This window comes from Klebsiella sp. BIGb0399 (assembly GCF_003752615.1).
Classification (GTDB): Bacteria; Pseudomonadota; Gammaproteobacteria; order Enterobacterales; family Enterobacteriaceae; genus Klebsiella; species Klebsiella lignicola.
The window spans coordinates 58108-83977 of record NZ_RKHT01000006.1; the positions used below are offsets into that span (position 1 = coordinate 58108).

Annotated in this window: 26 protein-coding genes, 1 tRNA gene and 1 pseudogene; 11 read left to right on the forward strand and 17 right to left on the reverse strand. The window is 57.0% G+C overall.

From position 1 onward, the window contains the following. The first annotated feature begins 45 nt into the window (after positions 1 to 45). The 4 genes from EDF82_RS10935 to cfa all read left to right on the forward strand — a co-directional run bounded on the left by EDF82_RS10935 (position 46) and on the right by cfa (position 3076). The gene (locus EDF82_RS10935; RefSeq protein ID WP_123755591.1) at positions 46 to 843 is read left to right on the forward strand and encodes an SDR family oxidoreductase; all 798 of its coding nucleotides are present in this window, start codon (positions 46 to 48) and stop codon (positions 841 to 843) included. 145 nt (positions 844 to 988) lie between these two features. Then, positions 989 to 1240, forward strand: a complete 252-nt coding sequence (locus tag EDF82_RS10940; protein ID WP_123755592.1) for a DUF1471 domain-containing protein — start codon at positions 989 to 991, stop codon at positions 1238 to 1240. Positions 1241 to 1296: 56 nt separating this feature from the next. After that, positions 1297 to 1635, forward strand: a complete 339-nt coding sequence (locus EDF82_RS10945) for a helix-turn-helix domain-containing protein (protein WP_123755593.1) — start codon at positions 1297 to 1299, stop codon at positions 1633 to 1635. A gap of 316 nt (positions 1636 to 1951) precedes the next feature. Further along, positions 1952 to 3076, forward strand: a complete 1125-nt coding sequence (cfa, locus tag EDF82_RS10950) for a cyclopropane fatty acyl phospholipid synthase (protein WP_227540130.1) — start codon at positions 1952 to 1954, stop codon at positions 3074 to 3076. A gap of 5 nt (positions 3077 to 3081) precedes the next feature. On the opposite strand, the gene EDF82_RS10955 is transcribed toward cfa, so the two are convergent. The 5 genes from EDF82_RS10955 to proB form a co-directional block, all read right to left on the reverse strand. After that, positions 3082 to 3993, reverse strand: a complete 912-nt coding sequence (locus tag EDF82_RS10955; RefSeq protein WP_123755595.1) for a LysR family transcriptional regulator — start codon at positions 3991 to 3993, stop codon at positions 3082 to 3084. Positions 3994 to 4088: 95 nt separating this feature from the next. After that, the gene (locus EDF82_RS10960; RefSeq protein WP_148060392.1) at positions 4089 to 4286 is read right to left on the reverse strand and encodes a hypothetical protein; all 198 of its coding nucleotides are present in this window, start codon (positions 4284 to 4286) and stop codon (positions 4089 to 4091) included. Between the two features lie 410 nt (positions 4287 to 4696). Next, positions 4697 to 4772: transfer RNA gene (locus EDF82_RS10965), tRNA-Thr, on the reverse strand. Positions 4773 to 4886: 114 nt separating this feature from the next. Then, entirely contained in the window at positions 4887 to 6140 is a 1254-nt protein-coding gene (gene proA, locus EDF82_RS10970) for a glutamate-5-semialdehyde dehydrogenase (RefSeq protein WP_123755597.1), read from the reverse strand. A 10-nt stretch (positions 6141 to 6150) separates the two neighbouring features. Next, positions 6151 to 7254: a glutamate 5-kinase gene (gene proB / locus EDF82_RS10975; protein ID WP_123755598.1), complete on the reverse strand. Its 1104-nt coding sequence runs from the start codon at positions 7252 to 7254 to the stop codon at positions 6151 to 6153. A 290-nt stretch (positions 7255 to 7544) separates the two neighbouring features. Here proB and phoE point away from each other — a divergent pair, with 290 nt between their 5' ends. Then, positions 7545 to 8597, forward strand: a complete 1053-nt coding sequence (gene phoE, locus EDF82_RS10980) for a phosphoporin PhoE (RefSeq protein WP_123755599.1) — start codon at positions 7545 to 7547, stop codon at positions 8595 to 8597. A gap of 79 nt (positions 8598 to 8676) precedes the next feature. Here the strand turns inward: phoE and EDF82_RS10985 are convergent, their stop codons facing one another. Beyond that, positions 8677 to 9243: an NlpC/P60 family protein gene (locus EDF82_RS10985; protein WP_123755600.1), complete on the reverse strand. Its 567-nt coding sequence runs from the start codon at positions 9241 to 9243 to the stop codon at positions 8677 to 8679. Positions 9244 to 9584: 341 nt separating this feature from the next. Between EDF82_RS10985 and EDF82_RS10990 the strand changes: the two genes are divergently transcribed. Further along, positions 9585 to 10529, forward strand: coding sequence for a LysR family transcriptional regulator (locus EDF82_RS10990; RefSeq protein ID WP_123755601.1), 945 nt, complete (start codon positions 9585 to 9587; stop codon positions 10527 to 10529). Here the strand turns inward: EDF82_RS10990 and EDF82_RS10995 are convergent. After that, a complete protein-coding gene (locus EDF82_RS10995) occupies positions 10526 to 11593 on the reverse strand; it encodes an ABC transporter substrate-binding protein (protein WP_123755602.1) in 1068 nt (355 codons plus the stop codon). The genes EDF82_RS10990 and EDF82_RS10995 overlap by 4 nt on opposite strands. Before the next feature lie 221 nt (positions 11594 to 11814). Here EDF82_RS10995 and EDF82_RS11000 point away from each other — a divergent pair. The 4 genes and pseudogenes from EDF82_RS11000 (at position 11815) to EDF82_RS11015 (ending at position 16182) form a co-directional block, all read left to right on the forward strand. Next, a pseudogene (locus tag EDF82_RS11000) lies at positions 11815 to 12823 on the forward strand (ABC transporter permease). Continuing rightward, positions 12823 to 13566, forward strand: a complete 744-nt coding sequence (locus EDF82_RS11005; protein WP_123755603.1) for an ABC transporter ATP-binding protein — start codon at positions 12823 to 12825, stop codon at positions 13564 to 13566. The pseudogene EDF82_RS11000 and the gene EDF82_RS11005 overlap by 1 nt, the downstream one beginning before the upstream one ends. A 24-nt stretch (positions 13567 to 13590) precedes the next feature. Next, a complete protein-coding gene (locus EDF82_RS11010; RefSeq protein WP_123755604.1) occupies positions 13591 to 15378 on the forward strand; it encodes an aryl-sulfate sulfotransferase in 1788 nt (595 codons plus the stop codon). Positions 15379 to 15519: 141 nt separating this feature from the next. Beyond that, entirely contained in the window at positions 15520 to 16182 is a 663-nt protein-coding gene (locus EDF82_RS11015) for an HAD family phosphatase (protein ID WP_123755605.1), read from the forward strand. A 93-nt stretch (positions 16183 to 16275) separates the two neighbouring features. Here the strand turns inward: EDF82_RS11015 and phnE (EDF82_RS11020) are convergent, their stop codons facing one another. The 8 genes from phnE (EDF82_RS11020) to EDF82_RS11055 all read right to left on the reverse strand — a co-directional run bounded on the left by phnE (EDF82_RS11020) (position 16276) and on the right by EDF82_RS11055 (position 23145). Next, complete coding sequence (phnE, locus tag EDF82_RS11020; protein ID WP_123755606.1) at positions 16276 to 17157, reverse strand: phosphonate ABC transporter, permease protein PhnE; 882 nt, start codon at positions 17155 to 17157, stop codon at positions 16276 to 16278. After that, entirely contained in the window at positions 17154 to 18026 is an 873-nt protein-coding gene (gene phnE / locus EDF82_RS11025; protein WP_123756212.1) for a phosphonate ABC transporter, permease protein PhnE, read from the reverse strand. Before phnE (EDF82_RS11025) ends, phnE (EDF82_RS11020) begins: the two co-directional genes overlap by 4 nt. Before the next feature lie 67 nt (positions 18027 to 18093). Next, positions 18094 to 19035 (reverse strand): phosphonate ABC transporter substrate-binding protein, encoded by a 942-nt coding sequence (phnD, locus tag EDF82_RS11030; protein WP_123755607.1) that lies wholly within the window; start codon positions 19033 to 19035, stop codon positions 18094 to 18096. Positions 19036 to 19058: 23 nt separating this feature from the next. Further along, the gene (gene phnC, locus EDF82_RS11035; RefSeq protein WP_123755608.1) at positions 19059 to 19901 is read right to left on the reverse strand and encodes a phosphonate ABC transporter ATP-binding protein; all 843 of its coding nucleotides are present in this window, start codon (positions 19899 to 19901) and stop codon (positions 19059 to 19061) included. Between the two features lie 177 nt (positions 19902 to 20078). Beyond that, entirely contained in the window at positions 20079 to 20777 is a 699-nt protein-coding gene (locus EDF82_RS11040) for an amino acid ABC transporter permease (protein ID WP_123755609.1), read from the reverse strand. Beyond that, positions 20767 to 21519, reverse strand: coding sequence for an amino acid ABC transporter permease (locus tag EDF82_RS11045; RefSeq protein WP_123755610.1), 753 nt, complete (start codon positions 21517 to 21519; stop codon positions 20767 to 20769). Before EDF82_RS11045 ends, EDF82_RS11040 begins: the two co-directional genes overlap by 11 nt. Continuing rightward, positions 21516 to 22334 carry an amino acid ABC transporter ATP-binding protein gene (locus EDF82_RS11050; RefSeq protein ID WP_123755611.1) on the reverse strand — a complete coding sequence of 273 codons (819 nt, stop codon included), beginning with the start codon at positions 22332 to 22334 and terminating at the stop codon, positions 21516 to 21518. Before EDF82_RS11050 ends, EDF82_RS11045 begins: the two co-directional genes overlap by 4 nt. Position 22335: 1 nt before the next feature. Further along, complete coding sequence (locus tag EDF82_RS11055; protein WP_123755612.1) at positions 22336 to 23145, reverse strand: ABC transporter substrate-binding protein; 810 nt, start codon at positions 23143 to 23145, stop codon at positions 22336 to 22338. A 273-nt stretch (positions 23146 to 23418) separates the two neighbouring features. Between EDF82_RS11055 and EDF82_RS11060 the strand changes: the two genes are divergently transcribed. Continuing rightward, the gene (locus EDF82_RS11060) at positions 23419 to 23595 is read left to right on the forward strand and encodes a hypothetical protein (RefSeq protein WP_123755613.1); all 177 of its coding nucleotides are present in this window, start codon (positions 23419 to 23421) and stop codon (positions 23593 to 23595) included. A 105-nt stretch (positions 23596 to 23700) separates the two neighbouring features. Here the strand turns inward: EDF82_RS11060 and eutC are convergent, their stop codons facing one another. Both eutC and EDF82_RS11070 read right to left on the reverse strand, forming a co-directional pair. Beyond that, positions 23701 to 24480, reverse strand: coding sequence for an ethanolamine ammonia-lyase subunit EutC (eutC, locus tag EDF82_RS11065; protein WP_123755614.1), 780 nt, complete (start codon positions 24478 to 24480; stop codon positions 23701 to 23703). Next, the gene (locus EDF82_RS11070) at positions 24477 to 25865 is read right to left on the reverse strand and encodes an ethanolamine ammonia-lyase subunit EutB (protein WP_123755615.1); all 1389 of its coding nucleotides are present in this window, start codon (positions 25863 to 25865) and stop codon (positions 24477 to 24479) included. The genes eutC and EDF82_RS11070 overlap by 4 nt, the downstream gene beginning before the upstream one ends. Positions 25866 to 25870: the final 5 nt, after the last annotated feature.

Genomic DNA, 25870 nt, shown 5'->3' on the forward strand with positions numbered 1-25870 from the left:
CCTGTTTTTAACGTCATTTTGGTTACTGAATACAGAAGGTGTTCCATGAAAATTCTTATTGCAGGCGCGACCGGTAGCGTCGGCCTCCCGGTCGTAGAGACCGCCATCGCCATGGGCCATCAGCCCAGAGCATTGGTCAGAAATCGTCAGAAAGTGCGGGTGTTACCTCGCCAGACCGAGGTGTGCTACGGCGACGTGGCTCTGCCTGAGACGCTGGCGGAAGCGGTGAAAGAGATTGATGCGGTGATTTTTACCCTCGGCTCCGACGGCCAGGGGCGTATCGGCGCCCGGGCGATTGATTACGGCGGCGTGCGAAATATCCTGCGCCTGCTGGAGGGAACCCAGGTGCGGATCGCTCTGATGTCGACCATTGGGGTCACAGAGCGGCTCAGCAGCTGGAACCAGCGTACCGAAGTCCATGACTGGAAACGGCGCGCCGAGCGTCTGGTCCGGGCCAGCGGGCATCCGTATACCATCGTCCGGCCGGGCTGGTTTGATTACAACAAGGATGATGAGCACCAGCTTGTGATGCTGCAGGGCGACCGTCGCCACGCCGGTACGCCGGATGATGGCGTGATTGCACGGGCGCAAATTGCGCAGGTGCTGATTTGTGCACTCACCAGCGATGCCGCGAAAAACAAAACCTTTGAGCTGGTGGCGGAGAAAGGGGAGGGGCAACGGGATCTCAACCCGCTGTTTGCCGCGCTTCAGGCGGATCGGCCGAAAGATATCGACGCTATTCTGGATATCGACAATATGCCGCTTGCTGAGGAGCCAGCTGGGATTGTCAGTGAGCTAAATTCTTTTCTGAATCAATATGATGAAGTGAAATCTCTTTCCTGACAAAGATGTCAGGGTCTCGTCAGGTCTCCGACAGGCGAGATCCGTATACTGTTTTTCAAGGATGTAAATAATGACGCAGAGACGTTTAATTTAAACGTGGCGGAATATATCCCCTTTCACTTTTTTATTTAACGAGGTATCCGGTATGAAAGCGATCTTAATTTCCGCAGTACTTATCAGTTCAGGCCTGTTTAATGTAGCCAATGCAGCCCAACTGGTGAATGACGCCGCCGGTAAAGAGAAAATCGGCGTTGTCTCCGCCAGCAATGCGCTGACGCTGGATGAGTTGTCCGATGCCTTATCTCAGAAGGCCGATAAGCAAGGCGCCAGCGAGTATAAAATTCTGTCAGCGACCGGTAATAATCGTCTGCATGGTGTTGCCGAAATCTATAAATAATAGATTCACGACATCTTCGGTTGATATCGTTGTTTCTCTAACGTGAGTACTCATTTATGTTTAAAACAGAAGATATCATCGAAGACATTACTGACTGGATCGACCGGAATATACATCAACCGCTGAAGATAGAAGATGTTGCCGCCCGTGCAGGATATTCTAAATGGCATCTTCAGCGTGTTTTTTTTCAGGTAATGAACGTAAGCCTGGGGAAATATATCCGGGAGCAGAAACTGAATCTGGCGGCAAAGGATTTAGTGGAAACCGATGAGGCGATTATCAATATTGCCTGCAAATATGGTTTTGATTCGCAGCAGACCTTCACCCGGGTATTTTCACGGCATTATCGCCTGCCACCCTCGCGCTACCGACATGTGAATCGATATCAGAGCTAAATTTAGACGGTTAGCGAAATCCACCATATCTGAATGATTCACCACTCGCCCTGCATCGACGTCCGCAAGAGCCGCCATTGAGCCCCAGATTGCCTGTGTCCTGACTGCCGCTATTTAAAGAATGTATAGATAACCCTTCTGGCAGTGAATACCACAGCTACCCGGTATTAAATACACTCCCCTACGGCAACGCGTCAGAGAGGAAAGGGCTGTAACGCAGCATTCCTGGTCTGATGTCTATCGTTGTCGAAAACATCGGCAGAATAAATTGTAAATCATCTTCACTTAGGGTTTTTCAATGCGAAATTATTCAGATATGCCTTTGCAGGGCAATCGGGATCTCCAGACTTGCGCCAGTATTTTATCCGATACGGGCATTGAGTTTAATGGCGATCGTTGTTTTGATATCAGAGTTAACAATGACAATTTATTTAAACGCCTGCTGGCCCAGGGGTCGCTTGGGCTAGGCGAAAGCTATATGGATGGCTGGTGGGAGTGCGATCACATTGATGAGATGATTGAGAAAATCCTCATCGCCCATATCGATTCGGCATTACCCCCTAATTTCGGCGATCGCCTGCGGATCATCAAATCCAGATTAACCAATCTGCAATCCAAAAAACGCGCCTGGATTGTCGGGAAAGAGCATTATGATCTCGGCAACGATCTGTTTCACCTGATGCTCGATCCCCATATGCAATATTCTTGTGGCTACTGGGCAAATGCCCGCGATCTGGCGACGGCGCAGCAAGACAAACTGAGGCTGATTTGCGAAAAATTGCAATTACAGCGCGGTATGACCTTGCTGGATATAGGCTGTGGATGGGGCGGTCTGGCGCGTTATGCCGCGGAAAACTACGGCGTCTCCGTGACCGGCATAACCATATCTGCCGAGCAGCAAAAAATGGCCCAGGAACATTGTGCGCTCTGTGATGTTGAGATCCTGCTGCAGGATTATCGCGACCTCGACCGAAAATTCGACCGGGTTGTGTCGGTGGGTATGTTTGAACATGTTGGCCCGAAAAACTATGCCACCTATTTTGATGTAGTAGACCGCAATCTCGTTGCTGACGGTATTTTTCTGCTGCATACCATTGGCGCCAACAAAACCGATCTCAGCGTTGACGCCTGGATTAACAAATATATCTTCCCAAACGGCTGCCTGCCTTCTGTCGCGCAAATTGCTTCGGCCAGCGAATCTCACTTCATTATTGAAGATCTGCACAACTTCGGCGCGGATTATGACCTGACCCTGATGGCCTGGCTGGCGCGCTTTCAGGAGCACTGGCCGCAGCTTGAAAAAAACTACAGCGACAGATTTTATCGGATGTTTACCTACTATCTGACGGCCTGTGCAGGAGCCTTTCGCGCAAGAAACATCCAGCTGTGGCAAATTGTTTTTACGCGCGGCCACCGCGGCGGCCTACGCGTCCCGCGCTGATTGCCTTAATAGAAGAAAGGGTAATTCTCCAGGGTTTCGATGGCATTGTTGATAAAATTCTTAGCCGCCGGCGAACGTTCATGTGAGCGGCTAATTAACGTTAATGGGACATACGCCCCTTCGTTATCAAAATCACAGAAAACGACGCCGGAAGCGGTGTGGCTCATGACTTTCATTGACGCAGGAATAATCGAAATCCCAAGACCGGCACCAACCAGGCTAATAATGGAGGAGAGTTGCGGCGCCATCTGTTTAATCTGCGGCGTATACCCGGAATTATCGAAGAGGGAGATAATCGTATCGTATAACTGTGCACTATAATCTCGTGGGCAGACGATTAACTCCTCATTAACCAGTTGCGCTAATGTGATTTTATTTTTCTGAATCAACGGGTGATTATCAGGTAACACGATGCTCAGCGGTTCGCGCATCAACAGATGCATTTCGGCCTGTTCATTATCGAGGTGATCGGTACGGACAAACGCCAAATCAATAGAGCCATTTTGGATCATATTAATTAATTCAGCAGTATGCGCTTCCTCAAGCTGCAAAGTGACATCGGCAAATTGACTCTTAAACTGTTTAATACTGCGGGTAACCACGGTATTAAATACCGAAGAAGAGGTAAAACCGATTTTGAGTACCCCTTTTTCCCCTCTCGATGCCAGCAAGGCTGCGCGCTTTGCGTTTTCAACCAGGCCCGGTAGCTGTCGGGTTTCTTCATAAAAAGCGCTGCCCGCCGCGGTTAGCTCAACGCCTCGTGCCACGCGATGAAACAACCTGGTGCCAATCTCATTCTCCAGATCGCGTATTTGTAAACTTAATGGCGGCTGGCCAATACCGAGCGCCTCAGCGGCGTAAGTAAAACTTTTGGCATCAGCGACAGCTAAAAAATAGCGAATATGTCTTAACTCCATTGAAGCACCTGGCGTGAAAGTGAGTTCGGGATGATTCAGGTGCTAAGTAGTGGAATGACTCAGCACCTGAATAAATATAGCATAGCTTGCCGGACTTAACGGTGCTGGGTATATTTTACCCAGCACTCTTCATGGCTGCGGTTTGTTGGTACTTTTTTATAAACATGATAGCCAATGGAAAATGCCCACTCCAGTGCCGAGTCATAATTATCAAAGAGGCAAACCTCTTTTCCCTCAACCCGCACAACAATCGCGCCAGCATTATTCTCTTCAACAAATGCATTTTTGATCATAACATTATCCTCATTATTTAAAATCACCTGGTTGATGTTCATTTCAGAAAACAGCTTTAATTATATGAACTCCATAAAGGCGTAACAATAATGGGAGAAATCATTTGCGATATGTTTTATATATACCAGCAGGAATGATTACATTGTTAGTGTCAGTTGCTTTATTAAAATACAAAATTACTCTACATATATTTAAATGACATGATGCTACTGCCAATATGATTTATACAAATCGTACATACAGTTAACAATGCGATGGCGGTGGGTTGTTTGTTCACAACTGTGTGCTTCTGGGCAGAAGGGCGGTTTTTTCTACTCATTTCGTGATAATTGACGTGATGCTACCCAAGATTCTCAGAGCAGTAAGGGGGTGAGTTCGAGCTGGAATGTTGGACAGTACTTGATGGAAATGGTGCCGATAATAGGAGTCGAACCTACGACCTTCGCATTACGAATGCGCTGCTCTACCAACTGAGCTATATCGGCCCTGAGAGGGACGTGATCGCCGGGCGAATCACGGGGTAAAAGGTTAAAACTAAGTGGGTGACGCGTCAATGGCCTTATGAATCAAACGGCTACTTTTGCATCACCCGCTTAGCATTAAGCACGAATCGTATCGTCGCCGAAACCGATCCATTTATAGGTCGTTAACGCTTCCAGGCCCATCGGGCCACGGGCGTGCAGCTTCTGCGTGCTGACCGCCACTTCCGCGCCGAGGCCAAACTGGCCGCCGTCGGTGAAGCGGGTAGAGGCGTTGATGTATACCGCTGAGGAATCCACTTCGTTGATAAAACGGTTGGCGTTGCTCAGGGTACGGGTCAGGATGGCATCCGAATGCTGGGTGCCATGCGTGCGGATGTGCTCGATGGCTTCATCCAGGCCGGCAACCACTTTCACGTTCAGATCCAGCGACAGATACTCGTCGTCGTACTGTGCCGCTTGCACCGGTTCGACGCTTGCCGGACCGGCCTGCAGCACCGGCAGCGACAGGGCGTCGGCATGCAGCGTCACGCCGCTCTCCGCCATCTGTTTGCTGAGGGCCGGCAGGAAGCGCCCGGCGATATCCTGATGCACCAGCAGCGTTTCGGCAGAGTTACAGGCGCTCGGGCGTTGAACCTTGGCGTTGACGATAATTTTCAGCGCCTCGGTGATGTCGGAAGAATCATCAATAAAGATATGACACACGCCGATGCCGCCGGTGATCACCGGAATCGTCGACTGCTCGCGGCACAGCTTGTGCAGGCCAGCGCCGCCGCGCGGGATCAGCATGTCGATATACTTATCCATCTTCAGCATCTCGCCAACCAGCGCACGGTCCGGGCTCTCAATGGCCTGGATGGTCGCCGCCGGTAATCCGCACTCCTGCAGGGCCTGCTGAATCACTTTTACCGTCGCGGCATTGGTTCGCCACGTCTCTTTTCCGCCACGCAGAATCGCCGCGTTACCGGTTTTCAGGCACAGGGAGGCGACATCAACGGTCACGTTAGGACGCGCTTCATAAATGACGCCAACTACCCCCAACGGGACGCGACGACGTTCGATCCGCAGCCCGCTATCCAGCAGACCGCCGTCGATGACCTGGCCGACCGGATCCGCCAGATTGCAGACCTGGCGCACATCGCTGGCAATTCCGCTTAACCGTGCCGGGTTGAGCGCCAGACGGTCGAGCAGCGCGTCGCTCAAACCATTAGCACGAGCTTCCTCCAGATCTTGCGCATTCGCGCGCAGGATCTCGTCGGTCTGCGCTTCAAGATAATCGGCAATTTTTTCCAGAACCTGATTCTTTTCGCGACTGGAAAGCTGCGCGAGTTTGTATGAGGCCGCTTTGGCAGCAATGCCCATTTTTTCCAGCATTGGAAGCTCCTTAACGGATGATCATATCGTCACGATGGACCGCCACCGGACCGTATTCATAGCCCAGAATGGCATCAATCTGCTGCGAGTGTTGCCCGGCAATCATGCGCAGGGCATCGCTGTTGTAACGGCTGACGCCGTGGGCAATATCACGACCTTCGCTATTACGAATGCGGATAACCTCGCCACGGGAGAAGTTGCCGGTCACGATTTTGATCCCTTTCGGCAGCAGGGAGCTGCCTCTTTCCAGAATGGCCAGCGTCGCACCGGCATCGACGGTAATTTCACCCGCCGGCGGGGCGCCAAAGATCCAGCGTTTGCGGTTCTCCAGCGGTGATTCCTGCGCATGGAAGCGGGTTCCTACCGACACGCTTTCCATGACATCGGCAATCACGCCTGGGCGGTTGCCGGCAGCAATAATAGTGTCGATGCCCGCGCGGCAGGCGACGTCGGCGGCCTGCAGCTTGGTGCCCATTCCGCCGGTTCCCAGACCAGAAACGCTATCGCCGGCAATGGCTCGCAGCGCGTCATCAATGCCGTAAACGTCTTTGATCAGTTCCGCCTGCGGGTTGTTGCGCGGGTCTGCGGTGAACAGCCCCGGCTGGTCGGTCAGCAGCAGCAGTTTGTCGGCACCGGCCAGAATAGCCGCCAGTGCGGAAAGATTGTCATTGTCGCCGACTTTAATTTCAGCGGTGGCCACGGCGTCATTCTCATTAATGACCGGCACAATGTTGTTATCCAGCAGCGCGCGCAGGGTATCGCGGGCGTTGAGGAAGCGCTCGCGGTCTTCCATATCGGCGCGGGTCAGCAGCATCTGGCCGACGTGAATACCGTAAATAGAAAACAGCTGTTCCCACAGCTGGATCAGACGGCTTTGTCCTACCGCCGCCAGAAGCTGTTTGGACGCAATGGTCGCAGGCAGTTCCGGGTAGCCGAGATGCTCACGTCCGGCGGCAATGGCCCCGGAGGTCACAATGACAATGCGGTGACCCATTGCGTGCAGCTGTGCGCACTGGCGCACTAATTCGACGATATGGGCGCGGTTCAGGCGACGGGATCCGCCTGTTAAAACACTGGTGCCCAGTTTTACCACCAGCGTCTGGCTATCACTCATGATTCTCTGCCGTTCAAAAGGAATATCGATATCGAGCTGATGTTTTAACAGGACTCACGCCGCTTGCCAACACTTGCCGCGTCGGGCGAACCACTTTATTGCGCGAGATCGGGCATTGTGGCGATGCCTCGTGACGAATTTATGACAGAAACATCTAAATACTCTTTTTTATAAAAAGTTCCACATTGTCATAAATTTTTAATATCGGGGCGTTAAAAAACCTCCTGTTTTCACGGGGGCCTTCGCCCGGAATTGATTAGCGCGTATAAATAAATCACCAGGACTGAATAATGAAAAAGAGCTCACTGGCATTAATGATGATGGCTTTTGTCGCATCTTCCGCTACACAAGCAGCAGAAGTTTATAATAAAGACGGCAACAAACTGGACGTCTATGGCAAAGTCAAAGCGATGCACTACTTCAGCGACTATGACAGTAAAGATGGCGACCAGACCTATGTGCGTTTTGGTATTAAAGGTGAAACGCAGATTAACGATCAACTGACCGGCTATGGTCGCTGGGAATCTGAATTCTCCGGCAACAAAACAGAAAGTGACTCCACCCAGAAAACCCGCCTGGCGTTTGCCGGTGTGAAACTGAAAAACTACGGCTCTTTCGATTACGGTCGTAACCTCGGCGCGCTGTACGATGTTGAAGCCTGGACCGATATGTTCCCGGAATTCGGCGGCGACTCTTCCGCGCAGACCGATAACTTTATGACCAAACGTTCCAGCGGCCTGGCAACATACCGCAATACCGACTTCTTCGGGGTGATCGACGGCCTGGATCTGACCCTGCAATATCAGGGTAAAAACGAAGATCGCGACGCCAAGAAACAGAACGGCGACGGTTTCGGCACCTCATTAAGCTATGACTTTGGCGGCAGTGATTTCGCCGTCAGCGCGGCCTACACCAGCTCTGACCGTACCAACGACCAGAACCTGCTGGCACGCGGCGTGGGCTCCAAAGCCGAAGCCTGGGCTACCGGCCTGAAATATGACGCCAACAATATCTACCTGGCGACCATGTATTCTGAAACCCGCAAGATGACGCCAATCACTGGCGGCTTCGCTAACAAAGCGCAGAACTTTGAAGTCGTGGCTCAGTACCAGTTCGACTTCGGTCTGCGTCCGTCCCTGGGCTATGTCCTGTCGAAAGGCAAAGACATCGAAGGTATCGGCAACGAAGATCTGGTCAACTATATCGATGTCGGTTTGACCTATTACTTCAACAAAAACATGAACGCCTTTGTTGATTACAAAATCAACCAGCTGAACAGCGATAATAAGCTCGGCATCAACGATGACGACATCGTGGCGCTGGGGATGACTTATCAGTTCTGATGAGACGCCGCCCCGCAGGGATGGCGAGGCACAAAGACCAACCGCAGCATAATAGCTGCGGTTTTTTTATGGCGGGAAATTAATGATTTTTTGCCAGATGCTGCGGGTCGCTGTTCATGGTGACCTGCGCGTTATACTCCTTCGGCAGGCGGCGCGCCTGATAGAATACCGAGTTCCAGTACGGGTTATCTAATGAAGAGCGCATCACTCCCTGGCTGCTCGAGGCGTGCAGGAAATTGTGCTCCGTATCGTAGAACCCGACGTGCATCCCGCCGTGGATCCGGAAGAACACCAGGTCCCCAGGACGCAGCTGCTGGCGGCTCACGCGAACGCCCATATGCAGCAGATCGCCGGTGGTGACGCGCTCCATCGGCAAATTGAAACGGTCTTTGAGCGTGCGCCAGACGAAGCCCGAACAGTCGACGCCGCTTTTGGCCGTGCCGCCCCATTCATAAGGTGTGCCGTCCCAGGTGTGCATTTGATCGTGCAGGGCCGCGACGACCGGGATCAGATCGTCCGATCCGCTATCGATCGGCTCATAGTGATGGTGGGCCGTGGTTTTAGGTGGCTTTTTAGCCGACGATGAACATCCTGCCAAAATCAAAAAAGGAATAAATAATAAAACAAGGGACAGTTTAGGCTTCATATCATTATTTTCATGTCAGGGGATCGACCGTCGTCTTTTATAACGTATTCTCCATATCGCCAGAAATGGTTAGTGAAAAATTTACGAAACCTTACGTATGGAAAACCACCACATTCCGTTTTTTTAACATGCTGATTAAATATCCTGGAGTAATCCGTGGTGTTGTTTATTAATAAACAATTTCACGCTGAAACCATATTTAGTGAAAAATAATAAGACTCATCTTATTTAACTTTATCTTCCAGCGGTGGGGCAGGTGAAAGATCCTCATCATCCCGCCATTGCGCGGCGGGGCTGGCGTCCAGTACTTTGTTCGTTCAGGGAACTTTTGAGGCCAACTTATGCATCTGGATTTTCGCCAACTGCGCAACTTTGTGGCGTTGGTTGAATATGGCAGCTTTCACCGCGCCGCAGAGGCGGTATGCCTGTCGCAATCGGCATTCAGCCGCAGCATTCAGGCGCTGGAGCAGAGCGTCGGCCATCCGTTATTCGACCGGCAAAGTAAACTACCAACGCTGACGCTGCACGGGCAAAAGCTGCTGCCTTACGCTCGCCGTTTCCAGGAGCTTAACGTTGAGCTCAGCAGCCTGCTGTGTGAAGCCGATGACGACCAGAATGGCGAAGTGGCGTTCGGCTGCGGGCCGGCCCCCGCGGCGCGTCTGATCCCGGCGGCCATCGGCGCGTTTCATCGTCGTCTGCCACAGGCGAGAGTGCGGTTTCAGGTCGACAACTGGTTTGCCCTGCATCACGCCCTGACTACCCAGCAGTATCCTTTCGTGGTGGCCGATAGCTGGCACGCCGAGCTGGATCCGCAACTGCGGGTTCAACCGCTTAGCCCGCAACGTTGTTTCTTCGTCTGCCATGCCGATCATCCTCTGGCTCGCCGGGGGCCGGTCTCCATTCAGGAGATGCTGCGCTACCCCTTTGCCGCGCCGTACCTACCGCCGGGCGTGAGAAAAGTGCTGGCGACCCTCAGCCAGCAGCAGGATTTCACGCCGGCGATCCAGTGCGATCACATCTATGCGCTGTTGTCGACGCTGGCGGCGACTCAGGCTATCAGCTTTGCCAGTGAAGATGGTTTCGCCCTGTGCCAGCACAGCCATCGCCTGGTGAGGCTGGAGCTCAGCGACCTTCCGGAAGAGTGGCGGCTGATGCAGACCCGGTTTGCCATTATCTCTCCGGTGCACTCCGCCCGCTTACCGCTGGTCGACGCGCTGATCGATATTATTCTGCACACCGACCGCCAGCATCAGATCGCGCTGCTGGCGCAGGAGGAGGGGGCTTAGCCGGCGTGCGCCGCCTGGCCTTTCGCATCGTACTGCGGCCAGTGATTTTCCAGCTGCTGTGCCTTCAGGGCCTGTTCGACAAACTGGCCGTCTACCCACTGGCTGACCTCAACGCTGTTGCGGATCAATCGGCCCGATTTGGCCTGCTCGACGCTGCTGCTGAAGCTGTCGGTGAGGAAAGGATCGATCCGCGGCGAGGTGGTGAAGTTGAGATCCTCGGGGCGCAGATCTTCAAGGAACAGCGCCTGTGGGATCTGGCTCTGCTGCGCCATCTCCGCCGACCAGGCCTCGCGATTGGCCGGGTTGCTGATTTCGGCGGCGTTTTTCACTAGTACATCAATAATTTGCTGAGTAGCCTGCGGCCAGGCCTGAATAAACTCCTGGGTGCCAAGGAAGCCCGCCTGGGTCGTGTTCTGGCGGCCTGAATCGCCGCTCTTCACCACCACGTTAATCTTATCGCCGCGTAGCGCCAGCAGTGAAACGCCGCCCCATACCGCATCAACACGGCCGGCCGCCAGCGCGGCTTTCCCGGCGCTCCAGTCAAGATTGATGACCTGCATACTGCGTTCGTTAAGCCCGACGGTTTGCAGCGCCCGGTCGAAGGCCAGCTGGTCCGCCGTCCCGCGATAGACCGCCACGCGCTTACCGCGCAGATCCGCCAGCTGCTTAATTCCCGATGCCGTGGTTGCCGCGAGGTAAGAATCAGACCCCCGGCTGCCCAGCAGCAGGCGCGTCGGGAGGCCGTTGGCCTTGCCGATAATCGCCGCCAGGTCGCCGAGATAGACAAAATCGAGCTGGCGGTTCGCCAGCGCTTCATTCACCGCCGGACCTGCCCCTTTAAAAAACTGCCACTGCACCTCTATGCCCTGCGGTTTAAACACCGCTTCCAGTTGATGGCGGATAAACGCCATGCCGACCGGGCCTTCAATAAACGGTTTGCTGCCGGCGCTCTGATCCGGCACGCCGATACGAATGGTGCGCAGGCTGTCGGCCTGCACGCTGGCGACCAGGGCGATGACGGCGGTCAACGCGACGGCGGTACGGATAAAAAATGCTTTCATCATAAAGGGTGACTCCCGAGTTTTTTTCTCACCCTAAAGAGGCTAACCGCCTGCTGTTAAATGCTTTTATTGGCAGAGCAAAGGTAAAAAAAAGCTAAATCACGGCCCGCGTGGTCGCCAGGCTGAGATGCATTTTCTGCATCGGGATTATTCAACAAACGCAATGGCGATGGGCGGCAAAGCACGTTTTTATAGCGACATGATTTCACAACACGTGGACCGTTATGTCGCTGATTCTCTTGAAAAGACGCAGATTTTTCTGGCCCACCTTCAGGCTGAACGGTTGGCCCTGGCTGCTGCCCGCACTGGTATTGGGGCTGTGGTACCTCGCCGCCGCCGGGCACTGGATGCCGGAACAAATTCTGCCTGCGCCGGCGGTGGTGGCTGATACCGCACTGTCGCTGCTGGGCAGCGATCTGATGGGCCAGTGGGGCGTCAGCCTTCAGCACCTGGCGAGCGGGCTGCTGCTGGGGGTGATGGCGGGCACCCTGCTGGGGGCGCTGTTTGGCCTGGTGCCGGCCGCCGCCCGGCGCATTGAGCCGCTGTTTTATGCGCTGGCGCAGATCCCGACTCTCGGCTGGATCCCGCTGTTTATGGTGCTGTTTGGTATCGATAACGGCCTGAAGCTGGCGGTTATCGTCAAAACCACCATCGTGCCGATGACCATCAACACTCAGCAGGCGGTGACCAGCGTGCCGTTAACGTTGGGGGAAGCGGCGCAGGTGATGAACTTTTCCCGCTGGCAGCGCCTGCGTTGGCTGGTGATCCCCGCAAGTCTTCCGGGTTGGTTCACCGGCCTGCGGCTGGCGCTTTCCCAGGCCTGGGTCTCGTTGATTGTGGTTGAACTGTTGGCCTCTTCCGAGGGCATCGGCTACCTGATGGTCTGGGGCCGTCAGCTGTTTCAGCTGGATATTGTCTTCGTCACCATTGCGGTGGTGGGCTTCAGCGGCTTGCTGATGGAGTGGGCGACCAACCGTCTCTACACCCGGCTGGTGTTCTGGCCGCAGCCTGCGCCTGGCCTTGATCTACGCCTGGCTTGGCAATATCGGTGCGGAATATTTCATGTCCTCCGGGACCGGCATCGGCAGCCTGATGATCAATGCGCAGCAGTTGCTTGATATGCCGACCATCCTCTGCGGGATGGTGCTGATTGGCCTTACCGGGGCGGCGCTGGATAAAGCCGGACGTTTACTGGAATTTCGCGCCACCCGCTGGCGCCAACAGGAGCAATGATGACCGCATCGACTTTGGTCTCTTTTCACCACGTGCGTAAATCCTGGCAACAGGTCACGGCGCTACACAATTTTAGCCTCGATATTGCCGCCGGCGAGCTGGTGGCGCTGGTCGGCAGCAGCGGCTGCGGCAAGTCGACGCTGCTGCGGATGCTGATTGGCCTTGAGCCGGTCACGCAGGGGGAGATCCGCGTGAATGGCCAGCCGGTTGTCGGAGTAGGAAAAGATCGCGGCATCGTGTTTCAGGAGCCGCGGCTGTTTCCCTGGCTGAAGGTTATCGACAACGTGATGCTTGGCCTGGCGGATGAACCGTTGAGCCGGGCGGAGAAGCGCCAGCGCGCGCTGGAGATGCTGGCGCGCGTGCAGTTGACTGAGTTCGCCGATGCGCTACCGGCGCAGCTTTCCGGCGGGATGGCTCAACGGGTCGCGATTGCCCGCGGGCTGATCGCACGTCCGCAAATTCTGATGCTTGATGAACCCTTCGGCGCGCTGGATGCCCTGACGCGCCACACCCTGCAGCAGGAGCTGCTGCGCATTCACCAGCAGGCGGGGACCACCACGTTGCTGGTGACTCACGATGTGGAAGAGGCCGTGGCGCTGGCCGACCGGGTGGTGGTGCTCTCGCCGCGCCCGGGGCGGATCCGTGAAGTGGTGACGCTGGCGCTACCGCATCCTCGTCAGCGCGATGAGGCGGGATTCGCCGCCGCCTGCCGCCAGATTCGTACATTGATTACTACTGCCTGATTTGACTATTTAAGGAGTGACAACATGGGACATCCTTCCGTCTACCCGACCGGGGCCACGCTTTACGATCCGCAGCGAGCGTGGAGCGGCTATACCGTTTTCCAGGCGACCGAACATGGCGCGGTGCTGGTGGACATGAACGGCAACGTGGTCCGTGAATGGCCCGAGCTACATGGTTTTCCGAATAAAATCCTGCCCGGCGGGGCGATCCTTGGCCACAGCGGCGAGCGCGATCCCCGCTACGGCATGCAGGATATGCTCGATCTGATTCAGGTGGACTGGGATGGCAACATCACCTGGCGATTCGAGCGCTATGAACAGGTCAACGACCCTGGGCATCCGCCGCGCTGGATGGCGCGCGCGCACCATGATTATCAACGGGCGGGGAACCCGGTGGGCTATTACGCACCGGGGCTGGAGCCACAGGTGGAGGGCGGTAATACCTTAATTCTTGCCCATACCAACCTGATCAACGAGGCGATTTCCGACAAGCTGCTGCTGGATGACACCATCATCGAAGTCGACTGGCAGGGCAACGTGGTGTGGGAATGGCGATGCAGCGATCATTTTCACGAACTGGGCTTTGACGAGGCGGCGCGGACGGCGTTACGCAATAACCCCAATATGCGTGCCAGCGGCGGCGGCATGGGCGACTGGATGCACATTAACTCGATGTCGGCGCTGGGGCCCAACAAATGGTATGACGACGGCGATGCGCGTTTCCATCCAGACAACATCATCTGGGATGCGCGGGAATCCAATATCATCGCCATCATCGACAAACAGAGCGGGCGGATTGTCTGGCAGCTGGGGCCGGACTACAGCAAGCCGCAGCTGAAACATCTGGGCTGGATTATCGGCCAGCACCATGCGCATATGATCCCTCAGGGCTTACCGGGCGCTGGCAATATTTTGATCTTCGATAACGGCGGTTGGGCCGGATACGGTGCCCCTAATCCGGCCTCGGCGGATGGCGTGAAAAATGCCTGGCGCGACTATTCGCGGATCCTTGAGATCAACCCGGTGACGCTCGATATCGAATGGCGCTATTCGCCGTATGAGGCGGATCTTCCGCAGCCGACTGATTCGTACCGCTTCTATAGCCCTTATATCAGCAACATGCAGCGCCTCGAAAACGGCAATACCTTGATCAACGAAGGGTCCAACGGCCGCGTTTTTGAAGTTACCCGTGACCATGAAATCGTCTGGGAATATATCTCGCCATTCTGGGGAAAAACGTTAAATAACAATATGGTTTACCGCGCCTATCGGATCCCATATCACTGGATCCCGCAGCTGGCGCCGCCGGCAGAAACGGCGATCGCGGCGGTGGATGTGCGTACCCTGCGCCAGCCCGGCGCGGCGGCGGCGGGGCCTGCCCAGAGCGTGGTGCGCGTTGCCGGCGTGCAGCCTTACAGCAAAAGCGCCGATGCGCTGTGCGTGGCAACCGACAACGATACCCTGCGTCGCAGCCCGAAACTGTTCCGCGTCGCCGAGAGCCACTTTGTGCCGGTGAGCACGCAAAGCGAGCTGGCTGGCGAGCGTCCGGTTCTGTTGTTTGTCGGGGCCGAGCGCTGCGTCCACTGCCGTAAGCTGTGGCAACGGCTGAGCCATGAGACGCTCATCGACCAGATTGCGCCGCTGGAGACGCGTTACCTCGATGCCGATCGCCACCAGGCGCTGGCGCAACAGCTCGGAGTTCGCGGGTTACCTGCGCTGCTGGTGCTGAAATCCGGCAAGCCGACGACGCGGGCCCCGGCGGACCCATCCGTGGACAGTCTGGTGAACTGGTTACAAAGCGCGGTGTTGTAAGTCTCTCTGCGCCTGGCAAATCTGACCGTTTTGCCGCTCGTTTTGCTACCCTTTGCCCTACGTGCAGGCGAGTCATTCTCCTGTCATCTTCGTTAAGCATGCTCTGGCGAGCCAATTTTTGCTGAGTAGGGAAAGCGCAACATGTCCAACAATCTGACGATTTTCGACCTGGATAATACCTTGATTAAGGGCGACAGCAGCACGGTCTGGAGCCGCTTCCTGGTGCGGGAGGGTTGGGTGAGCGATCCGGCGTATCTGGCGCGGGAAACCCTGCTGATGGACGATTACGATCGCGGCGAGATGAATATCGCCGATTATGTCGCGTTGCTGCAGGCGCCTCTGAGCGGCGTGCCGCAGGCGGAGGTCGACGCGCTGGTGGCCCGCTGCGTGTGCGAAGAGATTGTGCCGCGGGTCTATCCGCAGGCGTGGGATCTCCTGCAAACCCTGCGCGCGCAGGGTGAACAGATGTTGGTGATTTCGGCTTCAGTCAGCCTGCTGGTTCACGCGGTGGCGAAGGCCTTGGGGATTGAGCAGGCGTTGGGGATCGATGTGGAGATGGCCGACGGCGGCTACAGCGGCGTGATTGCCGGTACGCCGAGCTATCAGCAGGGGAAGGTGGTGCGGCTGGCGGCGTGGCAACAGGCCCATCCAGAATATTCGGGTGAGGTGACGTTCTACACCGATTCGATTAACGACCTGCCGCTGTGCCTGCATGCCGACCATGTCCGGCTGGTCAATCCCTGTCCGCAGCTCACGGCGGCAAATACCCGGCACCAGTGGCCGGTGCTGGAGTGGCGGCTGTAAATTCCCCGGAGGCGGTGCTGCGCACCTGTCCGGGCTACCAGATTGCACTGGCCTGTAGCCCGGACAGGCGCATCGCGCCGCCTCCGGGAAACGCTAATCAGCTTTAAATAATGGCACCACGCTGCCGCCAATGTACCGGCGGCGCAGCCACGCGGAGAGCGTATCCATTGCCATCACCACCGCGACCAGCAACAGGGTGATAAACATCACAACGTCCCAGTTCCACAGGCGCATATTTTCCGCATAAATCAGGCCGATGCCGCCAGCGCCGACGAAACCTAACACCGCGGCGGAGCGGGTATTCGACTCGATCTGATACAGGCTCAGCGCCAGAAACGTCGGGAACGACTGGGTAAAAATGCCGAAGCGATGTTTCTGCAAGCCGTTGGCGCCCACGGCGGTCAGCCCGCGCCCTGGCGAACGGTCAACCGCTTCATGCCCTTCGGCGTACAGCCGCCCGAGCAGACCGGTATCCTGCATGATAATCGCCAGCACCCCGGCCAGCGGCCCAAGCCCTACGGCGCGCACGAAAATCAGCCCCCAGATGGCCATATCAATACCGCGCAGGACGTCAAACAGACGGCGCATCAGCAGGGCGATAAAGCCAGGGATAAGCCCGCGCATAATGTTGCGCGCCGCGAGGAAAGAGAGCAGCAGCGCAATCACCGTGGCGGTCAGGGTGCCGACGAAGACAATCGCCAGCGTGATGCCAATCTGCGTGAAGTAGTAGCGGAAGGGCCAGTTCCAGAAGTCATGCCAGACAAACATCCGCAGCAGATAGCGGCTGATTTGCTGCAGCCCGGTGGTCAGCTGCTCGCTGCTGATGCCGAACTGCATAAAGAACCAGACGTAATAGAGCACGCTCGCCAGCGTCAACAGCCCGACGAAACGCAAATAGCGCCCCTGAGCCCGATACAACTGCCGATGCTGCCGACGACTGGCGGCCACATCCGGTTGGTTTTGCCATTGACTCATTTTTTGCCCTCAAGAACCCACTGTCGCAGGCGGCCAGACAGCATATCCAGCAGCGACACCACGATGATAATCAGCAGCAGCGTGATGCTGACCTGATCGTAACGATCCAGTTTGATGTTGGTCATCAGCTCCTGGCCGATCCCACCGGCGCCCACCAGCCCAAGAATGGTGGACGAGCGGAAGTTAATCTCCAGGCGCATAAAACCGTAAGAGAGAAAGATCGGTTTAACCTGCGGCCACAATGCAAAACGGATCCGCTGTATCGGCGAGGCGCCGCACGCCAGCAGGCCGCGCACCGGCTTGTCCTGGGCGCTTTCCACCGCTTCATAAAACAGCTTGGTCAGGCTGCCGACGGTGTGCAGCATCAGCGCCAGAAAGCCGGGGATCGCGCCAATGCCGAAGGCCATCACGAAAATCACCGCCCACGCCAGCTCCGGCATGGTGCGTAAAAAGGCCACCACCACGCGGATGGCAAAGCGCACCGGCGGCGGTGACCAGGCGTTGTTGGCGGCGAGAAACGCCAGCAGGGTGGCGATGGCGACTGCGACCAGCGTCGAGGCCAGCGACAGCTGTAAGGTCTCCCAGATCAGCGGCAACTGAATCGGCAGCCGGTAGCCCCAGTAGGCCAGCGAGCCTTTGGTGTGGGAGTCGGCAAACAGCGTGCTGAAATGGAGCGTCGGCAGCGTCTCATACATGTAATCGAGAAAATTCGGCAGCGAATGCCAGATGGTGAAGAGATTAAATTCAGCGGCGCTGCCGGCGGCGAAGTAGAGCACCAGTAACAGCAGGGACCAGCCAAAGGTGTCGCGCTTTTGCCGCGTCCGTACCTGCTGGTAATAACGTTCAAATTCGGTGTTCGATATATTCATACGTCGATGGGTCTTCAGCATGCCGCCGCCTCACGCGGGTAGTCGCGGAGGCGGCGTTGGGGCGGGATTAACGCGCGCTCACCAGCTCGCGTTTCATATCGATAATCTGCTGGAAATCAGCCACGCTACCCGGGCCGATATGCTGGGTACCGCCCATGGCTTTGATAAAGCAGGCGTGGTCTTCGGTATCCAGTTTTTTGATCGCGGTAATGACTTTGGCTTTGAAATCAGCCGGCAGCGCATTGCTCACCAGGATCGGGCCGTTAGGGATCAGCGGCGATTGCCAGATGATGCGGATCTGCTTCATCAGATCGGGATGATCCATACGAATCAGGCGGTTAAAGGCGCCAACGCTGTAGCCGCTGTTGTAGTCACCGACCATTGAGGTCCAGGTGACCGCGCCCGCGAACTGGCCATTCAGAACCCCGAGAATGTCCTGCTCGTGGCCGCCGGAGAAGGTGACGCTGGAGAAGAAGTTTTTGTACTTATCATCCGACGTGCCGCCGAATTTCTGTTTAAAGGCGTGGTTGGGGATCAAAAAGCCGGAAGTGGAGTCCGGGTCGGCGAAGCCAAACGCTTTGCCTTTCAGATCGTCTAACGTTTTATACGGGCTGTCGGCTTTAACGATCACCACCGAGTGGTAGCCGCGGGACTGATCTTTATCATCCACGGCGATCCCGACAATATCGACCGCTTTCGGGTTATTGATATACACCGAAGCGTAGGACGAAGGCGACATGCTCAGCACCACGTCCACTTTACCGCCCAGCAGACCCTGGATAACGCCGGAATAGTCGGAAGAGTTACGTAATTTGGTATCGACGTTCAGCTCTTTATCGAGGAACTGTTTGACGCACTGGTTATCACCAATTTGCTGGGTGGCGTTCTGGCCCCCGAGGATCCCCAGATTTAATTCTTTTGGCTGTTCCGCAGCACCTGCCTGCCACGCCATCATTATTCCCGCAACCGCTGCGGATAAACGAACTGCACCAGTGATGTGTTGTTTCATTATGTTGTCCGTGTGAGTGGCAATTAATGCAATTGGCTAATTTCATCCCCGTACAGCTGATGCAGAATGTCCTGCGTCAGCCGTGAAGGATGGTCGTCAAAAATAATGTTGCCCTTCGCGACGCCAATAACGCGCGTGCAATACTCTTTCACCAGCTCCACCGAATGCAGGTTCACCATCACGCTGATGCCCTGTTCGCTGATTTCGCGCAGGACATTCATGATGCGCTGCGTATTTTTAGGATCGAGAGAGGCAACCGGCTCGTCGGCCAGTAAAATGCCAGGGTTCTGCATCAGCGCGCGGCAGATGGCGACGCGTTGCATCTGGCCGCCGGAGAGATTTTCTGCACGCTGTAGCGCGTGGGGCAGCATGTTCATCCACTCCAGTAGCGAAATGGCGCGCGCCCGGTCGGCGTCAGGGAAGATCTTAAACAGGGATTTCAACGTTGAGGTCTGGCTCAGGCGGCCCAGCAGCACGTTGGTCAGCACGTCGAGGCGCGGCACCAGGCAAAAGTCCTGGAAAATCATGCCGCATTCGCTGCGCCAGGCGTTTAATGCCCGGCCCGTCAGCTTCGCCACATCGTGGGGCATGCCCACTTCCGGGTAGCTGAGGATCTCGCCGCCGGTAGCGCTGTGGGTGCCATTCAGCACATGCAGCAGGGTGGATTTCCCGGCGCCAGAGCGGCCGATCACCCCTACCAGTTCACCGGTATGGAGATCAAAACTGATGTCAGCCAGCACGGTTTGCTGCGCGCTGTATGACTTATTCAGGTTGCGCACGCTTAAGACTTTCCGCTGCCGGGTGCTGTCCGGCTGACCCGCTGGCGGATAATCGGTGTCGCTGACCATGGCAAGAGAACTATTCATCACAGTGTCCAGATTCGTCATTAAACTGGGCACTATTAATGGTGTTTTATGTGATCGTTATATGACGGTAAGACGAAAGAATGGTGAACGGCGCGGTTATTGCGTGAGCGCGGGCGGCGAAACCGGCAGGAAAAAACGGGCCCTGGCGCAGGATGCCGGGGCCCGTCAGACGGCGAGTCAGGCGGCCTGGCCGCGGGCGTGACGCCGGCTAAAGCGGCGGTTGGCCAGCAGGCTCAGGCCGCAGCACAGCAGGTAGTAGACCACGCCGGTGAAGACAAAAATCGCCAGCGGGTAGATCTGCACCCGGTTGTTGACCTGACCGGCGACGGTGGTCAGCTCCGGGACGTTAACGATAAACGCCAGCGAGGTGTCTTTCAGCAGGTTGATAAAAATCCCCACCAGCGACGGCTGCACGTTGCGTAGCGCCTGGGGCAGCAGGACAAAGCGCAGCGTTTGCCCGGCAGAAAAGCCCTGGCTGCGGGCGGCTTCAGGCTGCCCGGCGGGTAACGACTGCAGGCCTGCCAGCACCGAATGCATCACCGATGCGGCAGTAAACCATGCCAGCGCCAGGGTCACCGTCACCGCCCCCGGCAGATCGCTCCCGGTGAGCATCGGCAGCAGATACCACAGCCAGAAAATGACGAAAATAAGCGGAATGCCGCGGATCAGCTCGGCCCACAGAAACAGCACCCGACGCACCACGCCGCCGTAACGCCAGGCGGCCCCGGCCAGCACAACGCCGAGGGGCAGCGCCAGCGCCGCCGCGCCAATCGCCATCATCAGCGTCAGGGCGACGCCGCCGGGAATGCCTTCCGCCAGTCGTCCCCACAGCAGGTAATCGAGGTTATCGGCGATCACCGCCAGATTAGCGTTCATGCGACAGGCTCCTGAGCGGCGTTTTGCCCGGACCGAGACGCGTCAGCACCATCCCCATGATCACCCCGAGCGCCAGATACAGCACCGTGCCGACGGCGAAGGCCTCCAGCGCGTGAGCGTTATAGCTCTCAATTTGCCGCACCTGGTAGGTCAGCTCGGCAAAGCCGATGCCGCTGGCGAGCGATGAGAGCTTCATCAGGTTCAGATACTGGCCGACGATCGGCTGCCAGGCGTTGGTCAGCCCTTGCGGCAGCAGGATATGACGCAGCTCGCCCCACGGCGTAAAGCCCTGCGCGAGGGCCGCTTCGCGCTGGCCGTGGCTGACGGCACGCAGTCCGGAGGCGATCTCTTCCACCAGAAACGCCGAGGTAAACACCCCCAGCCCCCACATGGAGCAGAGAAACTCCGGCGTCAGCCACCAGACGTTGCCCGGCAGAATGGACCAGGCGTGGTCGGCATTAATGAAATCCCGCACCGCCAGCGGCAGCAGGTTCCAGGCGGCGAAATACCAGAACAGCAGTTGCACCAGCAGCGGGGTGTTGCGAAACAACGAAACCCAGCAGGCTACCAGGCCGCGCCCGGTTCGCCCGCCGCCTAAGCGCAGGGCCAGCAGCACAATCGCCAGCGCGGTCGCCAGCAAGATACCGGCGACGCTGACCCACAGGGTGGTGAGAAAACCGGAAATGATCCACTGTAGCGGCTGCCCGCTCAGCACGCCATGCCAGTCGAGTAGCGGGGTCATTCGAGGCTCTCCTGGTGCAGCGGATCCAGCACCTTTTGCAGAAAGCGCCGGGTGCGGGCGTGCTGGGGCCGGGCGAAAAAGTCCGCCGGGGGCGCCACTTCGAGAATATCGCCGCCGTCGATAAACACTACCCGGTCGGCAATATCGCGGGCAAACTGCATCTCGTGGGTCACCACCACCATGGTGATACCGCTGTGGGCCAGCTGCTTCATGACCAGCAACACTTCGCCAATCATTTCCGGATCGAGCGCTGAGGTTGGTTCATCGAAGAGGATAATTTGCGGCGAGGAGGCGAGCGCCCGGGCGATGGCCACCCGCTGCTGCTGGCCGCCGGAGAGCTGAGAGGGCATGTGCTGCGCCTTATCTTCCAGCCCGACCTGGTGCAGCAGCTCCAGCGCCCGCCTATGGGCGGCATTTTTCTGCCAGCCGTGGACGCGCTCCAGCGCGAGGGTGATATTTTCCTGTGCCGTCAGGTGGGCATAGAGATTGAACTGCTGAAACACAAAACCCACCCGGCTGCGTAACTGGCGCAGGGCGCTGTTCGTCAACTGGCGGGTGGGTTTTCCGTCGATCAGGATCTCACCATTGCTCAGGGATTCGAGCTGGTTGATCAGGCGGATCAGCGTTGATTTCCCCGATCCCGACGGGCCAAGGATCGCCACTACTTCCCCCGGCTCAATCTGCAGGTCGATCCCGTTGAGAACCTGATGGTCGCCGTAGCGTTTGGCCGCCTGGCGAAATTCGATACTGGCGCGCTGCAAATGTGAAAAATCCGCGGACGAAGCCGCGGAGCGTGAAAACAGACCCGATAACATATTATTTCGCTTCTATGGTAAACGCGCGCGGCTGTGGGGTTTTGGTGGCAGGACCAAACCAGACATCATAGATTTTTGCCGCCTGGCCGGATTGCTCCAGCTTCACCAGCTCGTCGTTGACCGCCTTCAGCAGCGCAGGTTCACCTTTTTTAACCCCCACGCCAATTTCCTCTTTGCTCAGCAGGTCGGGGATGATTTTAAAGCTGGCTTTGTCCGGCGCCTCTGCCAGCAAACCGGCCAGAATGGTGCTGTCCTGGGTAATGGCCTGGACGTTGCCGTTGCGCAGCGCGGTCAGCGCCAGCGGAATATCGTCATAGGAGAGCACCCGCGACTGCGGGAAGCGTTGGTGCAGCGCCTGTTCGCCGGTGGTGCCTTTTACCGCGCCAATCCGCGCTTTGCTGTAGCTGTCGAGCTGGTCTGCCGCTTTGACCGGTACGAGGAACTGCTGGCCGGTAACAAAATAAGGTGTTGAGAAATCAATTACCTGAGCGCGCTCCGGGGTGATGGTGATGTCGGCGACGATCAGGTCAGCCTTGCCGGACTGCAGCAGCGGAATACGGTTGGCCGGGTTAGTGGCGACCAGTTCCAGTTTTACCCCCAGCGAGGTTGCCAGCGCGTTGGCAAAATCGACGTCATAGCCCACCAGCTGGTGGGTTTTTGGATCAACCGAGCCGAACGGCGGGTTGGCATCAAAAGTGGCGACTTTGACCACGCCTGCAGCCTTGATATCGGCCAGCTGGTCCGCCTGGGCCTGCGTCGTTAACCCCAGAATCCCCAGTGCTAACACGAGTGTTGTTTTTGCCATGCGCATAATTTAATCCCCTGAATCCCTGTTTTTATGTTGTGGCTATTACGCTCCCACAGATTCACCGGGCCGGGCAAAGAAGAAAAAATGCTTATTTATATCGAAATACACATAAGGAAAATATGGGTATCTCTGCGCCAGCTATGTACCAGCTTCCGGGCGACGGGAAGGTCGGTAATTTGCATCTTTTGGGAATCGTAATCAGGAATTGATATTTCCCGCCCGGCGTCATCTGTGGTTGAAATAACGTCAGACACATTGCGTCCCGACGGAGGAAAAATGAAAGTGGCACTATGGCAACGGATCACGGGCTGGCTGGCGTTTTTATCTAACGGTGAAGCCGGGCAGCAGGATACCCAACGCATGATGGAGGCAATATTACCGGTCGCCAGCCTGTACGGCGTGGATATCGCGAATGTTGAAACAAGGTGGTTCCGTCATGATAAAACATACTGAGCGACGCAGGACGCGTGAAGCCTACTGGAATGAGGTGTGCTTTGTGTAGCGCGAGGCTACTGGCGGTTGCGGTAAACGGGACAGTATCCGCAGCCGCCAGCAGCTTTAATTTTTGCCAATCCCCAACGGTTTGACCTTGCCATGTAGCGCCGGATTGTCGCTCTCATCTTTGAGATGCACGCCGGTCAGACGACGTAAAAACGCCTGCTCCAGCAGCCACGCCAGCTTAAAGGCGGCGGCTTCATATCCCAGCCCGTCCGGGCGAATATTCGAAATACAGTTGCGCTCTGACTCCAGCCGCTGACGATGCGGTTGCCAGGTCAGATAGACCCCGAGGCTGTCCGGAGACGAGAGCCCTGGGCGCTCGCCAATTAATATCGCCACCGCTCTGGCCTGTAACGTTTCGCCGATATCATCGCCCAGCGCCACCCGCGACTGATGGGCCAGCACCACCGGCGCCAGGCTGATGCTCAACGTCTGCAGATAGGGCAGCAGGGCGCGAATCAACGGCAACGCCTGCCGGTGCACGGCATACGACGACAGCCCGTCGCCAATCACCAGCAACAGGTCCGCCGGACGGGTGCCGCTGGCGGCCAGATCGGCGCGGCTGGCGTCACTCAACCGCCGCCCGAGGTCGGGGCGATTAAGGTAAATATGGCGATCGCTGGCGGCGCTGTGCACCGTCAACGATGACAACCCCATCTCTGCCAGCGGCGGTTCCAGCTGCTCGCTTTCAAATGGCCGGTGAATCGCATCGCGGGCCCTGGCATGGGCAAGGCCGAAGTTGAGCACTTCACGGGTGGGCAGGCTGGCGCCGCTGCGTCCCAGGGCGATCCGCGCATCGGTAAATTCGCGCAGCGGGTTCCAGGCATCGGGTCGGTTCATACTGGTGCTCCTTGCGGCAGGACGGAGAGCAGCGGATGGCGGGCATCGGTCAGGCGCAGCGTACCGTCCGGGTCGATAATCTGCATTTTCGCCAGCCAGGCGGCAAATTCAGGGGCGTGCTTTAACCCCAGCAGGCGGCGGGCGTACAGCGCATCGTGAAACGAGGTGCTCTGGTAGTTGAGCATGATGTCGTCGGCGCCCGGTACGCCGATGAGAAAGGTCAGCCCGGCGTTGCACAGCAAGGTCAGCAGGGTGTCCATATCGTCCTGATCCGCTTCCGCATGGTTGGTGTAGCAGACATCGCAGCCGATCGGCAGCCCCATCAGCTTCCCGCAGAAGTGGTCTTCCAGACCGGCGCGGATAATCTGCTTACCGTCGTAGAGATACTCCGGGCCAATAAATCCCACCACCGTATTGACCAGCAGCGGCTCGAAATGACGGGCCACGGCGTAGGCGCGGGCTTCGCAGGTCTGCTGATCGACGCCGTGATGGGCGTTGGCGGACAGCGCGCTGCCCTGTCCGGTTTCGAAATACATCACGTGGTTGCCCAGGGTGCCGCGATTGAGGCTCAGGGCGGCTTCGCGCGCCTCCTGCAGCAGCGCCAGGTTGATACCAAAGCCGCTGTTGGCCGCCTCGGTGCCTGCCACCGACTGAAACACCAGGTCCACCGGCGCCCCGCGCTCAATCAGCTGCAGGGTGTTGGTGACGTGGGTCAGAATGCAGGACTGGGTCGGGATGGCGAAGCGCTGGATAATATCGTCGAGCATATGGTTGAGCTGCGCCAGAACCGGCAGGCTGTCGCTGGCCGGGTTGATGCCGATAACCGCATCCCCCGCGCCGTACAGCAGGCCGTCAAGCATGCTGGCGGCGATCCCTTTCATGTCATCCGTTGGATGATTGGGCTGCAGGCGCACGCTAAGGTGCCCCGGCAGGCCAATGGTATTGCGAAAGCGGGTGATGACCCGGCACTTGCTGGCCGCGAGGATCAGGTCCTGATTACGCATCAGTTTGCTGACCGCCGCCGCCATTTCCGGGGTAATCGCCCGGGCTACCTGTTGCAGTGTGGCGGTATCGGTGGCGTCATCCAGCAGCCAGTCGCGAAAATCCCCCACCGTCAGATGACGAATGGCGGCAAACGCTGCGCTGTCGTGGGTGTCGATAATCAGCCGGGTCACCTCATCCTGCTCATACGGAATGAGGGGATTGGCCAGAATCTCCGTCAGCGGGACGTCCGCCAGCGCAATTTTCGCCGCCATCCGTTCTTCGGCGCTATCGGCGATCACGCCCGCGAGGGCGTCGCCGGAACGGGCTGGCGAGGCCTTAGCCATCAGCGTTTTCAGACTATCAAAGCGCCATACCTGGCCCGATAGCGTGGTTTTATACATGCCGA